This window comes from Pseudemcibacter aquimaris, from assembly GCF_028869115.1.
Lineage (GTDB): Bacteria > Pseudomonadota > Alphaproteobacteria > Sphingomonadales > Emcibacteraceae > Pseudemcibacter > Pseudemcibacter aquimaris.
On the sequence record NZ_CP079800.1, the window covers coordinates 3,048,314 to 3,064,455 of the forward strand.

Here is a 16,142-nt window from a genome sequence, read left to right on the forward strand (position 1 = left end):
AATGAACTTTAATCTCTGTTCATTAATCGGTCAATGGCTCTGCGGTCTGCTTTTGTCGGACGGCCCAATCCTTTTTCACGTATATGAAGAACGTCTTTGACCTCGGCTTTTTTCTCTTCGCGGGCTGGGGTAAGGTCTTCATATAACAATTGCGCCTCTGGTGCGGGGCCACGCCTTGTCCCAATGCCAAGCACCTTTGCAATCAAAATCTGGTCAGCACGGGTAAATGTCAACACATCGCCAATGGTAACGACCGCACTGGATTTTTTGGTAACATTTCCATTAAGTCGGACTTTGCCGCCACGCACCATTTTGGTGGCAAGTGATCTGGTTTTATAAAATCTGGCATGCCAAAGCCACACATCAATACGCTGCGTGGCTTTTTCACCTGACATTATTTTTTGCCCTTCATCTGATCCTTAAGACCCGCAAGTGCAGCAAACGGGCTATCAGGGTCAATAGCGGCCGGCTTTTTACTTGCCAGTGCTTTAGCCGTGAATTTTTGTGGGCCTTTTTTGCCGCCTGGCTTTTTACCCTTAAATGGTTTTTTCTTAGCCGAGTGTTTTGGCTTTCTTCTGGCACCTTCCGGCTTATGAGTAAAGATTATGACTTTTTCCGGCTCCGCAGATTCTTCCGCTTTTGGCTCTTCGGTCTTTTCTTCCGGCTTCACTTCTTCGGTTGGTTTTTCGTTAGTTTTCTCTTCTGGCTTTTCAGCATCTTCACGTTTTGAAAGAATTTCAGCGGCTTCAGCTGCATCATATTCTTTGGTCACATAACCTAGATATTTCATAATCTCTATGAAATCTTCGCCACTTGTACCCACTAGGCTCATCAAATCAGGGTCCATTGGAAACGGTCCCTTCATGGATACTTCACGTGCTGCATTGGCAAGACGTTCAAGCATATCAAGACGCACTGCATTTTCACCAACAACGCGGTAACCGGATACTTCGTAAAAGACGCGCGATGCTTTTTGGTCAACCTTAATGGTACAAAGACCCGCTGGTGGAATATCCGGCAATCTTTCCTGATCGCTAAAGAGCGCCCAAAGAAGCAATCTTAATTGTGCTGGTGCGGGCTTTAGTAATGCCGGGATATAAAGACTGGTTGCACCAAGCCAAACACCAAGCTTCTTAATTTGGAAACGGCCTGTGCTATCGACTTCTTTAAAATCTTTGGCAATCAATCTACGTGGAATTGTACCCAGCTTTTCTACCATCTGGAACGCGATGCCGCGGGCCATTCCGGAAATGCGGTCGTTACCCTCTTCATCTTTTGCACCATTTGCGGCTTCTTGTAATGAAAAGAGTGGCGCCAGTGTTTCACCTATATGCGCTTCAAGCCAGCGGTCCAGTTTTGCCTGCACGATATTCAGGGCATCACCCTGCAATACGGGTGTTGGTTGAACGATGGCTTTTGGTGTTAAAATGGATGCACCTTTTACCACACGACCAACAGGAATACCGCGCCAGTTAATTGTACTGCGCGTTAGCGGGTCACCAAAAATCAAACTGATCTCGCCGTCTTCGGCCTGATTAAATTCGTCAGCACGATTTTTAATTTCTTCTTTAAGAACTTTATCAGCGGCGTTTCTAAGGATATTGCTGTCCTCGCCGAATGCCCCTTCGTCTTCTTTGAATTGGAAGCCCTCAATCGTGCCGATGAAATGATCTTCAACGTAAACACTGCCATCCGTTTCAATATTTGCCATTAACTTTCCTTTTTGGCGTAATTCCCGCATTAATACTGACGTCCGTCTGCTGACGAAACGCTTTGTTAAACGTTCATGTAGCGCATCTGATAGCTTATCTTCAACTGTTCTTGTCTCAGACTGCCAATATTTTTGATTTTCGCACCACCCGCTTCGGTTAGATATATATGTCAAAGTGCGCACATATGCAATGCGTGCGGACAGGGCATCGATATCACCAAGTATTTTTCTAAATGGTTTTATTTGTTCCGCGAACCAGTCTTCTCTAATCCTGCCATGATCCGCAGAAATCTGCTTAAAAATGCTTGCGCATATTTTCGCATGCTCATCGTCAGAAACCTGCCTAAAATCAGGGATTTGACACACTTCCCAGAGCATTTTTACCGCCGCTGGACCACCAAGCATATCTTTGATATCTGATCTTGCGGATAATTTTTTAAAAGTATCCAGGTCCAATTTTTCCATAGTTCTTGTGAGGCCAGATCTTCCCGGAACCTCAGCAAGCGAACGAATCACCGTATCAGGACGGGTAAAATCGATGTATGCATTGCGCCATTGAAGAACCGTCAGCGGTGCGAACTGATGATTTTCAACCGCATAAACCATTTCAGGATCAAACCCGCGTTGATAATCCGCCCCCTCTGTCATGCACCCGAATGTTCCGTTATTCATATAACGGCCCGCACGCCCCGCAATTTGCGCCACTTCGGGTGGGGTAAGGTCTCGCATGGTACGACCATCAAATTTTGATGTATCCGCAAAACTGACATGATCAATATCCAGATTTAACCCCATACCAATGGCATCGGTTGCTACCACATGGTCCACATCACCATTTTGATAAAGATCGACTTGCGCATTTCTGGTTCTGGGACTAAGTGCCCCCATCACAACAGCAACGCCACCTTTGGAACGACGCAGCATTTCCGCATAAGCATAGACATTATTGGTGCTGAACGTAATCAGAGCACTGCGCCTAGGCAGGCGGCTTAATTTCTTGGGTTCAACATAAATCAATTCTGAAAAGCGTGGGCGGCTTATAAATTCCACATCCGGAATTAACCTTTGAATAAGGGGCCTAATGATTTCTGATCCAAGGAACATGGTTTCATGTTTGCCGCGTGATCTTAAAAGTCTGTCTGTAAAAACATGGCCCCGGTCAAAATCAGCCGCAAGCTGCACTTCGTCAATAGCGAGGAAATCCACGCTTCTTTCAACGGGCATACTTTCTACTGTACAGATAAAATATCTGGCATTCTTGGGAACGATCTTTTCTTCACCCGTGATCAGGGCCACATGGGTATGACCCTGACTTTTCACCACACGGTCATATATTTCCCGCGCGAGCAGGCGTAACGGCAAACCGATCATACCCGTGTTATGACCGAGCATCCGTTCAACAGCCAAGTGGGTTTTGCCGGTATTGGTGGGACCCAATACCGCTTTCACATGACTTTTGGTTTCTGCTGCACTGTTTGAAATATTTTTCATGTGCGCGGATTAACACATCCGCCCGAAAAACCCAAGATTATTATCTGCCGTATTTCTTTAAAATCTCACGAACTTTATCAACGGGTAGTTCATGAATAGTACGCGTATTGCCTGTTCTGACATCTTTTGTCGTGACAGTACGGGCCATAAGCATTGAATTATAAATGGCTTCTTCTGTGGCCTCGGCCACTGCTTGGAAAAGCGGCGACATATTATTATTCGGAATTTCAACAAGTTCTGCATTTTCATTACGGCGTTCCGGCGTGCGGCGCACGCTTTCTGCCGTTGAAAAGGCAATCACATAATCACCACTGCCATTTGTCATTGCTGACCCTGTTCTTGCAAGCCCCGTCATCGCACGGTCACCAAGGCGTTCCAGATTACGGTCGCCAAGTGGCGCATCTGTAGCCACGATCATCATGATAGAACCATCGGCCGTATCGCTATCCACATAATCCTGCAGGTAATATTGATTTAATTCTTCCCCGACCGGAACTCCGTCCATGGTCAGCACACCGCCATAATTACTTTGCACAAGCACACCAACCGTATACCCGCCAAGTGCTTCAGGTAATTTTCTTGATGACGTTCCAATGCCACCTTTCCAACCAAATGCAACTGTCCCTTTTCCGGCGCCGACATCCCCCTCTTCAACAGGACCTGATTTTGCATCCTCGATCGCTTTAATAATAATTTCCGGTGTCAGGTGACGACCACGAATATCATTAAGTCCGGCATCATTGGTTTCCCCAACGATTGTATTTACCGATCTGACCCTTTCGTTTCCGTCCTGATTTAGAGTCCAATCTAAAATGGCATCAGCTGCGCGTGGCACATTTAATGTATTGGTCAGAACAATTGGCGTTTCAATTTCACCAAGCTCATGAATTTGCGTATATCCCATCATCTTACCAAAACCGTTACCGATAACCGCAGCGGCGGGCACCTTCTTTTGATAAATATTACCCCCGTGTGGAAGGATCGCTGTGGCACCCGTTCTGATACTATCGCCCTTATTCAAGGTCACATGACCGACTAATACGCCATCGACATCGGTAATCGCATTATTTTTGCCAGTCGCCAATATTCCCGGCTTAATACCAATGTCACGGGCGCGCACTTGTTCCGCATTGGCATTTAAAGGTAAAGTAAGACCAAGAATCAGTAGAGGGATAATTTTTAATTTCATAAACGGGCTCCTTATCATTCAGCAAGACTATACGGTATTGATAAAAATTGTGAAGATGTAATTAAAGGATCTATTTTTCGCTCAAAATGTATAAATGACATAAAAAATGTCCATTTATTTATATACAAATGTATTATTTTTATGTACATTGTTCATATATATTGAAAAGGTGATAAATTATGGAATTACAGGATAGCGAAAGAAAATTACTGGATTTGCTGAAAATCAACAGCAGAATGAGCGCCGCGGAGCTTGGACGTAAGCTTGGCATGGCCAGATCCACTATCCATATGATGCTCACGCGCCTGGAAGACAAAATCATTGATGGCTATACTGTAAAATTAAAAACAGAAGCCCTTACCAATGATGCGCGTTGCTATGTAACAATCACCCGTGACCCTAAGAAATCTGCGCAAATTGAAGATGCACTCTATAATATGCCTGAGGTTGACTGCCTATCGACAGTGGCCGGGTCAATTGATCTGATGATTCACGTAAGAACAGACAACAATCAGCAATTAGACGTGGTTTTAACCAAAATTGCCATGCTAGATGGGGTGATAAACACCGAAAGCCACATCATTTTATCCTCAAAGTTCAACAGAATGCCTTAAATTAGATACTAATTGACGTTTTTTCTTACAATTTGTTCAATTTATATTGACATTTGTTCAATATTAGTATTTTATCGTTCACTGTTATACAAAGAAATGGGTTTTTGAAGGGGATTCGCAGATTTTTGACAGTAAATTTTGATAATATTCACTCAATATTGAACATTAGTCATAATTTCACAAAAATTTAAATATCGCTGAATTCATAACTTTGATAAAAGATTAGTAAATACACAATCAATATTAGGAATGGACATTACCATGATGAATAAACAAGAAATTTATGACGCACTTGGCCTCAGCGCTGCTGAAGTTGAAGGTGGTAACCTTGCAGTACAAACACCAATCGATGGTGCTGAAATTGCGAACGTAACGATGGACACAGCAGCAGAAGCAGATGATAAAATCGCACGTTCTGTTGAAGCTTTCAAAGCATGGCGTAAAGTTCCAGCCCCTCGTCGTGGTGAACTTGTTCGTATCCTTGGTAATATCCTTCGTGAGAAGAAAGAAGCACTTGGTTCACTTGTAACACTTGAGTGTGGTAAAATTTACCAAGAAGGTCTTGGTGAAGTACAAGAAATGATCGACATCTGTGATTTCGCAGTTGGCCAAAGCCGTATGCTACACGGTCTTACTATCGTTTCAGAACGCCCACTTCACAAAATGCGTGAAATCTGGCAGCCACTAGGCCCAGTTGGTATCATCAGCGCATTTAACTTCCCAGTGGCTGTATGGTCATGGAATGCTGCTCTTGCGCTTGTATGTGGTAACTCAGTTATTTGGAAGCCATCAGAAAAAACACCTGTAACGGCTCTTGCATGTCAAAAACTATTTGAACAAGCATGTGCGGAATTTGGTGATGATGCACCGGCTGATCTTTCACTGATCCTTACTGGTGAGCGTGACATCGGTGAAGTACTTGTTGCTGACGAGCGCGTTCCGCTTATCTCTGCAACTGGTAGTTCTGCAATGGGTAAAATCGTTGGTGAAAAAGTTGCTTCACGTTTCGGTAAATCAATTCTTGAGCTTGGCGGTAACAACGCGATCATCGTTTCTAAAGAAGCAGATCTTGATCTTGCTTACCAAGGTATCGTGTTCGGTTCAGTTGGTACATGTGGTCAGCGCTGTACAACAACACGTCGTCTATTCATCCATGAAGATGTATATGATGAAATTATTCCACGTATTAAGAAAGCATTTGCTGGCGTATCAATCGGTAACCCACTTGATGAAGCAACACTTATGGGTCCACTAATTGACGAAGACAGCTTCAACAACATGGAAAACGCGCTTAAAGTTGCCAAAGAAAATGGCGGCGTTATCACTGGTGGTGGTCGTGCACTTGCTGACGAATACCCAGGTGGTTACTACGTAAACCCTGCGCTTGTTGAAATGGACGGCAAAGATGCAAACGTTAAAACAGAAACATTTGCACCAATTCTATATGCATTCAAATACACTGATCTTGAAGAAGCAATTCACCGTCAAAACGACGTACCACAAGGTCTATCTTCTGCGATCTTCACTAAAAACATGCTTGAAGCTGAAATGTTCACTTCTGAGTTTGGTTCTGACTGTGGTATCGCAAACGTTAACATCGGTACAAGTGGTGCTGAAATCGGCGGTGCTTTCGGTGGTGAAAAAGAAACTGGTGGCGGCCGTGAGAGTGGTTCTGATGCATGGCGTGGTTACATGCGCCGCATGACAAGCACAACAAACTATTCAACAGAACTTCCGCTTGCACAAGGCATCAAGTTCGACGCTGAATAAGACAGATTATCATATCTAAAAAGTTAAGCCCGTCAGTAATAACTCTGGCGGGCTTATTTTTTGTTTTCAAATCTAATCAGAATCGTCTATGACTTAATTGATATTAAGAATGATAATTAATAAAGTTAGTTCATATGACAAAATACTTAAGTGAATTAGAAATTGGTGAAACGGGAGTAATCGCCGGTTTCGACACCACCCGCATTGATGATCAGGAATTCGCCGCTGATCTGGAAGACCGTCTTCTTGAAATTGGATTTGAAGAAGGTTTAGAAGCAGAGCTTCTACATGTTGGCCCGATTGGCCGTGACCCGCTTGCCGTTAAAGTAGGCACCATGACTGTTGCCCTTCGCAAAATGGAAGCAGACGCCATCAAACTGGGGGATAAAGCATGACAAATTTAAATGTTGCGCTGATCGGTGCACCTAATTCCGGTAAAAGTTCTCTATTCAACACAATGACAGGCAGCCACCAAAAAGTTGCGAACTATCCCGGTGTTACCGTAGAGCGCCGTTCTGGTGAAGTTGACACTGAAGGCGGCCATAAAATCAAATTAATCGACCTTCCGGGTATATATAGTCTTAATGACAGAAGCCTTGATGAAAAAGTAAGCCGCGAAGTTTTAACCGGTGAACATGCATTTGAAAAACAGCCTGATGTTTTAGTGTGTGTGATTAATGCGTCCAATATTCGTGTTCATTTACGTTTGGTGCTTGAACTTAAATCATTAGGCCTTCCAATGATTGTGGCGCTTAACATGCATGACCTGGCGACCCGTGACGGCATCGAAATTGATACAGCACGCCTTTCTGAAGAGCTTGGCATGCCCGTATTTACAACGGTTGCAGTACGCAAAAGCGGTATTGCAAGATTAGTTGAATATCTAAACCGTGATGCCGATGCATATGAAAAACCAACAGGTTCCGTAACCGACACATCAACACGCGCCCTTCAAAAAGAAGCAGGCCGCATTTCAAAAGTTGCGACCGTGAAAGAAGGTGGTCATCACAAAATGACCCGCGCCCTTGATAAGGTCTTACTTAATCCGGTTCTAGGCCCACTTGTCTTTTTCGCGATGCTGTTCTTTATGTTCCAGGCCGTTTTCAGCTGGGCTGGCGCGCCGATGGACATGATCGAAGAAGTTTTTGGCGTGATCGGTGAAGCTGTTGGTGAAAATATCCCGCCGGGAATATTCCAAAGCTTCATTCAAGATGGACTTATCGCAGGGGTGGGTAGTGTTCTTGTATTCCTGCCGCAGATTATCATTCTGTTCACATTTATACTGATACTCGAAGCCAGTGGTTATATGGCCCGCGCGGCTTTTATCATGGATAAATTAATGGCAAAGGTGGGCCTAAATGGTCGCGCATTTATTCCACTGCTTTCCAGTTTTGCATGCGCCATTCCAGGTATCATGGCAACACGTACCATTGCTAATCACCGTGACCGTATTACAACCATTATGATTGCGCCTCTTATGACGTGTTCCGCGCGTCTACCGGTTTATACGTTGCTGATCGCGGCTTTTATTCCTAATGATACTGTGATGGGATATTTCGGACTTCAGGGTGTTGTATTTTTCTGCCTTTACCTTGCTGGTATCGTCAGTGCGATTATCGTTGCTGCCGTTATGAAAAAGACAATTACCAAAGGAACACTTCAACCGTTTCTAATGGAACTTCCGAAATATCAATTGCCGCGCTTTAGTCATGTATTTTTAGAATTATGGCAGCGTGTTCGCGCATTCCTACGCCGCGCGGGTACCATCATTCTTTATGCCGCAATCGCGCTTTGGGCCTTAACGCTATATCCAAAGGCACCAGAAAACGCCACAGAAGCTGATATTTATTATAGCTTTGCAGGACTTATTGGTCGTGGCTTACAAACCATTTTTGCGCCGCTTGGCTTTAACTGGGAAATTTCCATTGCCCTTGTGCCGGGAATGGCTGCACGCGAAGTTGCCGTTAGTGCTCTTGGAACCGTTTACGCACTACAAGGTGATGAAGAACAGGTCGCAGAAAGTCTTGCAACCGTGCTGCAATCCGCATGGCCGCTTTCCACCGCGCTTGCTTTCCTTGTATGGTTTATCTACGCGCCGCAATGTCTTGCGACACTGGCAACCGCACGCCGTGAAACCAACAGCTGGGGCTGGACAGCCTTTATGACAGGTTATCTATTCGGTCTTGCTTATCTGATGTCACTGATTGTGAACATTGCCGCAAAAGCATTAATGGCATAACGCAAAACTTCATAAAAAAGAAAAGGCTCCAATTAAGGAGCCTTTTTTATTTCTATTTAAAAAATTTTATTCGCCTTGCACGAGCGTGTTTTTCAGGGTTCCAATGCCTTCAACGGTGATTTCATATGTATCACCCGGCTGCATTGGCCCCGTATCCCCCATTGTGCCGGACCAGATCACGTCGCCCGGCTCAAGCGTGAAATACTGCGAAATATAATGGACCATATAATTGAAATCGAAAATCATACCAGATGAATTAGCCCCTTGTGATTTAACACCGTTATGGCGCCCTTCGATATCAAGGTTGGTATAATCAAGCCCTGTTACAAGATGCGGCCCAACAGGATTAAAGTTCTTAGTCCCCTTGGCACGTAACCATTGAATGTCACCCGCCTGCCAGTCACGTTCTGAACCGTCATTACCGATAGTGATGCCAAAAATATAATCGCTTGCTTCTTCAAGCGGAACATTTTCCGCGCGTTTTCCAATCACGACAACCATTTCTGCTTCGTAATGAAAGTTGGTTGATCCTTTTGGGCGTACCATATTTTCACCAGGGCCAATAATTGAACCCACCGGCACTGTAAATAAGCCCGGCTGTTTGGTTGTGTCTTTGGTAATACCAAATGTTTCTTTCTTATGATCGCTGTAATTAAAGGCGGTCATAAAAGATTTACTCGGGTCCACTGGCGCTTTTAATGTTGCATCTGCTTCGTTAAGTGTGTGACCTGTTCTTGTGCCACCATGGTATGGTGCCGATGACAATTGATGGATCTTACCATCAACCAGTTCCCCCCATGAAACCGTACCATGCTCAACGTAACGCACATAACGTTCCGCAAGCGCTGCGTTTGACAATAATAATGCGGCGAGTACGCCCGCCACTGTCGTCTTTAATTTCATGATTTTATTTTCCTTGTACTATATTGTTTTTAAGAATACCTACGCCCTCAATCTCAATTTCATATTCGTCACCGACTTTTAATTGTTCTGATGTGCCGATTGTGCCTGACCAAATCAGATCGCCGGGATTAAGTACGAAATATTTTGAAATATAACTGACCATTTTTTCAAAATTATGGATCATTTTAGATGTGTTACCTTGTTGTCTGACCTCACCATTTAGACGAGCCGTCAGATTAAGGTTTTTATAATCAAGTCCGGTTTGAAGAACTGGGCCAACAGAGTTAAACCCCTTTGCGCCCTTGCCGCGAAACCATTGAATATCCGCTGGAATCCAATCACGGGCGGATACATCATTACCGGCGGTGACACCGAAAATATAATCGGCTGCATCCTCAACGGAGACATTATCAGCGCGTTTACCTATTACGATCACTGTTTCGGCCTCATACCCGATGAAATTACTATCCGCCGGATGAATAATGTCATCTTCCGGGCCAATAATCGTTCCGGCAGGCACCATGAATAAACCAGGGTACGGGGTCGTTTTTTGCCCTTCCGGAATATGATCTTCATAATTAAAGCCGGTCATATAAACATCTTTGGGATCAACCGGCGCCAGCATTTTTACACCCGACTTATCAACAGTTTCACCCGTCAGCGCACCATCAAGATAAGGTGCATTTGATAATTGATGAATGATGTTTCCTTTTAATTCCCCCCAAAACGCCATGCCGTCTTTTTCATAACGAACATAACTTTCTGCGAATGAATTGGATGCGATAATAAGGGTTGTCACCAAACTGAGCGAAACCCGCTTAAAATTAAATTTCATTTTCTGCCCCGCCTTTGATTGATTATTTGCGAGGATGGTAATCATTAATCAATAGAATGTCAAAGTTCATTCATATTGATTTTTAAGGGTGTTTCTCGTTGAATTAAGGTGATTTGATACTATAGTATAAACAAAAATTTTTAGTCCGAAGAAGGTCATATTATGAAAATACTTGTCCCTGTAAAACGCGTGATTGATTATAACGTCAAGGTACGTGTTAAATCAGACAACAGCGGTGTAGAACTCGCCAATGTGAAAATGTCAATGAACCCGTTTGATGAGATTGCGGTCGAAGAAGCCATCCGTATCAAAGAAGCCGGAAATGCAGAAGAAATCGTTGCCGTATCCATTGGCCCTGATAAAGCACAGGAAACATTAAGAACCGCCCTTGCCATGGGTGCGGACCGCGCCATATTGATCAAAACGGATGATGATGTTGAGCCACTTGCAGTCGCAAAATTATTAAAAGCCGTTGTTGCAGATGAAAATCCAGATATCGTTTTAATGGGTAAACAAGCAATTGATGATGATTGCAATCAAACCGGTCAAATGCTTGCAGCACTTCTTGGGTGGGGGCAAGGTACCTTTGCATCCGAAGTTAAAATCGCGGACGGCGCCGTTGATGTAACCCGTGAAATTGATGGTGGACTTGAAACCGTTAATCTTAAGCTTCCGGCTGTTATCACAACGGACCTAAGGCTTAATGAACCACGTTATGCGTCGCTTCCAAATATCATGAAAGCGAAACGTAAACCGCTGGATCAGAAAACGCCGGATGATTACGGCGTTGATATTGCGCCACGTATCACAACATTAAAAGTAGAAGAGCCAGCAGGAAGAAGCGCCGGTGTAATTGTTGAAAGCGTATCGGAACTTGTTTCCAAACTGCGCGACGAAGCGGGAGTACTATAATGACCACGACACTTGTAATTGCCGATCATGATAATGCCGCTTTAAAAGAAAGCACATTAAACACCGTCACTGCCGCGAAAGCTTTTGACGGTGAAATTCACGTTCTGTGCGCGGGAAGCGGATGCGGATCTGTCGCAGAAGCAGCAGCCAAAATTGATGGTGTTTCAAAGGTGCTTTGTGCGGATAGCCCGGATTATGAACACCCACTTGCAGAAGTTCTTGCCCCACTTATTGTTTCAGTTGCTGATGGTTATGACCAGATTATGGTTGCCGCAACAACAACGGGTAAAAACTTTATGCCACGTGTGGCGGCCCTTCTGGATATGGCGCAAATCTCGGATATTATTTCTGTTGAAAGTGCCGATACATTTAAGCGCCCGATTTATGCGGGTAACGCCATTGCCACCATTCAAAGTAGCGATCCGAAAAAACTGATCACTGTGCGTACAACCGCCTTTGCGGCTGCGGATGCAACAAGTGGTTCAGCGGAAATTGAAAATATAGCAGCGGGTGAAAACCCTAATCTTTCCAGCTATGTGGGCTCAGAACTCAGCAAATCGGAAAGACCGGAACTGACAAGCGCGAAAATCATCATTTCCGGTGGCCGAGGTATGGGCAGCGGTGAAAACTTCTCACTGATTGAATCTGTCGCTGATAAACTGGGTGCGGCCATTGGTGCATCGCGTGCAGCCGTTGATGCTGGATATGTGCCAAATGATTATCAGGTTGGTCAAACCGGTAAAATCGTTGCACCAGAACTTTATATCGCCGTCGGTATTTCCGGCGCCATTCAGCATCTGGCGGGAATGAAGGACAGCAAAGTCATCGTCGCCATCAATAAAGACGAAGAAGCGCCGATTTTCCAAGTTGCCGATTACGGCTTGGTTGCCGATCTATTTGAGGCACTTCCGGAACTCGATCAGGAGCTATCAAAATGATCAAATCTATCGGTGTAATCGGTGCGGGGCAAATGGGCAATGGTATTGCCCATGTTTTTGCTCTTTGCGGCTATGAGGTCATTCTTATGGATCATCATCTTTCTAATACAGAAAAGGCCTTAAAAACCATCGAGAAAAATCTGAACCGCCAAGTTCAGAAAGAAGTCATTTCAAAATCGGATGCTGATACCGCATTCAAACGCATTTCTACATCTACATCGCTTGCTGATTTTAATGATGTTGATTTGGCAATTGAGGCCGCAACCGAAAATGAAGATGTCAAAAAATCCATCTTCACCGATCTAAGCGACATCATGAAAAAAGATGCTATTATGGCAAGTAATACATCATCCATTTCAATAACGCGTCTTGCATCCGTTACAGACAGGCCGGAAAAATTTATTGGTGTTCATTTCATGAACCCGGTTCCGATAATGCAGCTTGTTGAGCTGATCCGGGGGATTGCCACGGATGATGACACATATGAAACGGTTAAGGAACTGATCGCAAAAATCGGTAAAGAATCCGCAAGTTCAGAAGATTTTCCGGGTTTCATCGTAAACCGAATTTTGATGCCAATGATCAACGAAGCCGTTTATACCCTCTACGAAGGGGTCGGCGACGTATCATCCATTGATATGTCCATGCGACTTGGTGCCAATCATCCAATGGGGCCGTTACAGCTTGCCGATTTTATCGGACTTGATACTTGCCTTGCGATTATGCAGGTTTTATATGACGGTCTTGCGGATAGTAAATATCGCCCATGTCCGCTGCTTGTTAAATATGTCGAGGCAGGATGGCTTGGCCGCAAAACAGGTAAAGGTTTTTATGATTACAGTGGCGATGAACCACAACCCACAAGATAAAAGGCAACACGGTATTTAAGATGATGGATAATCTTCCGCGTAACTTGCTAATCATTTCGGCTGTAATCGTTTCCTTTCTGGGCGCCGCTTCGCTTTATTTTGTCAGACAAGATTACCAAGCTGATAGTGTTATTTTTGATACTAGTCGCAATATTGCAATTCTGGGCTATGACACAGTGGCTTATCATTCCGATCGTGAAGCCGTAGTCGGCAATATGGATTATCAGGTAGAGTGGGCGGGTTCAACATGGCTTTTTGCCAGTCGAAAAAACCGTGATTTATTTGCTGAAAAACCAAATAATTACGCACCGCAATATGGCGGATACGACCCACTTGGCATATCAAAAGGGTACACGAACCCAACCGACCCAACCGTATTCACCGTTGTTGCCGGCAGATTATATTTACATTATTCCGAAGATTTCAGAACCCACTGGAACGAGGACCGCGGTACAAACATGGTCCTCGCCAACAGTAATTGGGCTTTTATCCGTGAAAGATTGCTTAATCAGCAAAATGCTGAATAAGAAATTACCAGATTTTCACCCGGTCTTCCGGTTTGATATAAAGCGCATGACTTTCATCCACATCAAAAGCGTCATAAAAGGCATCAATGTTATATACGATGCCGTTGACGCGGTATTGATCCGGTGCATGTGGGTCCGTTTGAATTTGAGTGACTAATGCCTCGTCACGGATTTTGGACTGGAACGCTTGCGCCCAACCAATGAAGAAACGTTGATCGCCTGTAAGCCCATCGATAACCGGTGCCTCTTTACCATCCAATGACATTTTATAAGCTTTATACGCAATGCTAAGACCGCTCAAGTCACCAATATTTTCACCGAGTGTGAATGTACCATTTACATTGGTACCCTCAACTGGTTCATAGGCATCATACTGCGCGACGAGCGCTGATGTGAGATCCGCGAATTTTTCTTTATCTTCATCAGTCCACCAGTTTTCAAGCGCACCATCGCCATTATAACGGCTGCCGCTATCATCGAAACCATGACCAATTTCATGGCCGATGACACCGCCGATACCACCATAATTGACCGCATCATCCGCTGGCATATTGAAGAATGGCGGTTGTAGGATTGCCGCTGGGAACACGATTTCATTCATGGTTGGATTATAATAAGCATTAACCGTTTGCGGGGTCATAAACCATTCCGTCTTGTCAATCGGCCCACCAAGTTTTGCCAGTTCACGGTTATGGGTTGTTAAGGCAGACCTTTCAATATTACCCGCATAATCATCGGCCTTAATCTCTAGCATGGAATAATCTTTCCATTTGTCAGGGTAACCGATTTTCGGTGTAAATTTCGCAAGCTTCGCTAAGGCCTTCTCTTTCGTTTCTGGTCCCATCCAATCAAGCTCTTTAATACTTTCGCCATATGCTTTGGTCAGATTACCCACAAGTTCCACCATGCGGGCTTTAGCATCCGGCTTAAAATGCTTGGACACATAAACTTCGCCAACGACTTCGCCAAGGTTACTGCTAACCGCTGACACAGCCCGTCGCCACATTGGACGTTGTTCTTCAACACCGCTTAGTGTTTTTGAATAAAATTCAAAATTTTGTTTATCCATATCTTCGTTTAAGCGGCTCGCCATATCATTAACAAGCGACCAACGGAAATATGTTTTCCATGTTTCAAGATCAACGGACGCGAACAGACCATTTAAACCTTCCATGTAACTTGGCTGGTTGATGATAACACTTTCAACATCAGCAGCACCCGTGATCGCAAGGAAGTTATCGACATCAAGATTTGACAATAATGCGCTTAAATCAGCGCGATTATATTTATTGTAGCGTTTGTTGGCATCACGGTTATCTTCTTTTAACCAATGATGTTCGGCTATTTGGGTTTCCAGTGCCATGATCTCATTTGCATCAGCGCTAACACCCGCCAATTCCATCATTTTGGTAATATGGTCGACATATTTCGCGCGAATATCCACGGATTTTTCATCATCATTAAAATAATATTCGCGGTCCGGTAACCCTAATCCACCCTGCCAAGTCTGAATTGCATATTGGGTCGGCTCTTTGGCATCATTACTGATAAACATCGGAATAGGGTTGTTAAAACCGTATTTTCCTGCATCCGCAATATAATCAGATAACCCTTTTAAATCTGTAATTGCATCAATCGCCGCAAGTCTTGCTTCAAGCGGTTTTGTACCCAGTGCATTTCGGGTTTCCATATCCATATATGATTTATATAAATCACCGACTTTTTGTTCTGAACTACCGACCGCTGCGCCAGACGATGCTGCTTCCTCAATAATCTTTCTTACGTCTTCTTCAGCATTATCACGCAGTACATGAAATGCACCATAACGGCTTTTATCGGCCGGAATTTCAGTATTTTTAAACCAGGTGCCGCTGACATACTGATTAAAATTATCACCAGGGTGGACCGTATCATCCATATTTTCAAACGCGATTCCCGAAATTTGATCAGATCCAATCATTTGTAATTCCTGATCAACTTGGTTTTCTTGATTTGTGTTTTCTGTGTTATCACAACCAATTAATAGGGCCGCTACTGCAGCCATCGTCGCAAATTTTGTAAATTTCATCAATTACCCTCTGGTTAAAATTTCTGCTTAATTTTGAAAGAATGAAGTCTGAATTATTTTTAAAATGAACACAAGA

General features: G+C 44.1%; 14 protein-coding genes. 8 read left to right on the plus strand and 6 right to left on the minus strand.

Annotated elements, in window-relative coordinates:
* Positions 1 to 8 precede the first annotated feature (8 nt).
* From KW060_RS14315 to KW060_RS14325, 3 genes are read right to left on the minus strand one after another with little or no spacing between them, the layout of a single operon-like run.
* Positions 9 to 395, minus strand: a complete 387-nt coding sequence (locus KW060_RS14315; RefSeq protein ID WP_249036111.1) for an RNA-binding S4 domain-containing protein — start codon at positions 393 to 395, stop codon at positions 9 to 11.
* A complete protein-coding gene (locus tag KW060_RS14320) occupies positions 395 to 3,202 on the minus strand; it encodes a helicase-related protein (RefSeq protein ID WP_249036112.1) in 2,808 nt (935 codons plus the stop codon). The genes KW060_RS14315 and KW060_RS14320 overlap by 1 nt, the downstream gene beginning before the upstream one ends.
* A gap of 40 nt (positions 3,203 to 3,242) precedes the next feature.
* Entirely contained in the window at positions 3,243 to 4,391 is a 1,149-nt protein-coding gene (locus KW060_RS14325) for a P1 family peptidase (RefSeq protein WP_249036113.1), read from the minus strand.
* A gap of 179 nt (positions 4,392 to 4,570) precedes the next feature.
* On the opposite strand from KW060_RS14325, the gene KW060_RS14330 reads away from it, so the two are divergent.
* The 4 genes from KW060_RS14330 to feoB all read left to right on the plus strand — a co-directional run bounded on the left by KW060_RS14330 (position 4,571) and on the right by feoB (position 9,014).
* Positions 4,571 to 5,005, plus strand: coding sequence for an Lrp/AsnC family transcriptional regulator (locus KW060_RS14330; protein ID WP_249036114.1), 435 nt, complete (start codon positions 4,571 to 4,573; stop codon positions 5,003 to 5,005).
* A 264-nt stretch (positions 5,006 to 5,269) separates the two neighbouring features.
* A complete protein-coding gene (gene amaB, locus KW060_RS14335; protein WP_420833199.1) occupies positions 5,270 to 6,775 on the plus strand; it encodes an L-piperidine-6-carboxylate dehydrogenase in 1,506 nt (501 codons plus the stop codon).
* A 134-nt stretch (positions 6,776 to 6,909) separates the two neighbouring features.
* A complete protein-coding gene (locus KW060_RS14340; protein WP_249036116.1) occupies positions 6,910 to 7,170 on the plus strand; it encodes a FeoA family protein in 261 nt (86 codons plus the stop codon).
* Positions 7,167 to 9,014 (plus strand): ferrous iron transport protein B, encoded by a 1,848-nt coding sequence (gene feoB / locus KW060_RS14345; protein ID WP_249036117.1) that lies wholly within the window; start codon positions 7,167 to 7,169, stop codon positions 9,012 to 9,014. Before KW060_RS14340 ends, feoB begins: the two co-directional genes overlap by 4 nt.
* Positions 9,015 to 9,080: 66 nt before the next feature.
* Here the strand turns inward: feoB and KW060_RS14350 are convergent, their stop codons facing one another.
* Together KW060_RS14350 and KW060_RS14355 are read right to left on the minus strand one after the other, a co-directional pair.
* Positions 9,081 to 9,917: a fumarylacetoacetate hydrolase family protein gene (locus KW060_RS14350; protein WP_249036118.1), complete on the minus strand. Its 837-nt coding sequence runs from the start codon at positions 9,915 to 9,917 to the stop codon at positions 9,081 to 9,083.
* A gap of 4 nt (positions 9,918 to 9,921) precedes the next feature.
* Positions 9,922 to 10,752, minus strand: a complete 831-nt coding sequence (locus KW060_RS14355; RefSeq protein ID WP_249036119.1) for a fumarylacetoacetate hydrolase family protein — start codon at positions 10,750 to 10,752, stop codon at positions 9,922 to 9,924.
* Between the two features lie 162 nt (positions 10,753 to 10,914).
* Between KW060_RS14355 and KW060_RS14360 the strand changes: the two genes are divergently transcribed.
* Genes KW060_RS14360 through KW060_RS14375 form a run of 4 tightly spaced genes read left to right on the plus strand, consistent with a single transcriptional unit; the run spans position 10,915 to position 13,998 of the window.
* On the plus strand, positions 10,915 to 11,664 hold the full coding sequence (locus tag KW060_RS14360) for an electron transfer flavoprotein subunit beta/FixA family protein (protein ID WP_249036120.1): 750 nt from the start codon (positions 10,915 to 10,917) through the stop codon (positions 11,662 to 11,664).
* Positions 11,664 to 12,602, plus strand: a complete 939-nt coding sequence (locus KW060_RS14365; RefSeq protein WP_249036121.1) for an electron transfer flavoprotein subunit alpha/FixB family protein — start codon at positions 11,664 to 11,666, stop codon at positions 12,600 to 12,602. The genes KW060_RS14360 and KW060_RS14365 overlap by 1 nt, the downstream gene beginning before the upstream one ends.
* The gene (locus tag KW060_RS14370) at positions 12,599 to 13,471 is read left to right on the plus strand and encodes a 3-hydroxybutyryl-CoA dehydrogenase (RefSeq protein WP_249036122.1); all 873 of its coding nucleotides are present in this window, start codon (positions 12,599 to 12,601) and stop codon (positions 13,469 to 13,471) included. The genes KW060_RS14365 and KW060_RS14370 overlap by 4 nt, the downstream gene beginning before the upstream one ends.
* A 20-nt stretch (positions 13,472 to 13,491) precedes the next feature.
* Complete coding sequence (locus KW060_RS14375; protein WP_249036123.1) at positions 13,492 to 13,998, plus strand: YHS domain-containing (seleno)protein; 507 nt, start codon at positions 13,492 to 13,494, stop codon at positions 13,996 to 13,998.
* A gap of 4 nt (positions 13,999 to 14,002) precedes the next feature.
* Here the strand turns inward: KW060_RS14375 and KW060_RS14380 are convergent, their stop codons facing one another.
* Positions 14,003 to 16,066: a M13 family metallopeptidase gene (locus tag KW060_RS14380; RefSeq protein ID WP_249036124.1), complete on the minus strand. Its 2,064-nt coding sequence runs from the start codon at positions 16,064 to 16,066 to the stop codon at positions 14,003 to 14,005.
* Positions 16,067 to 16,142 lie beyond the last annotated feature (76 nt).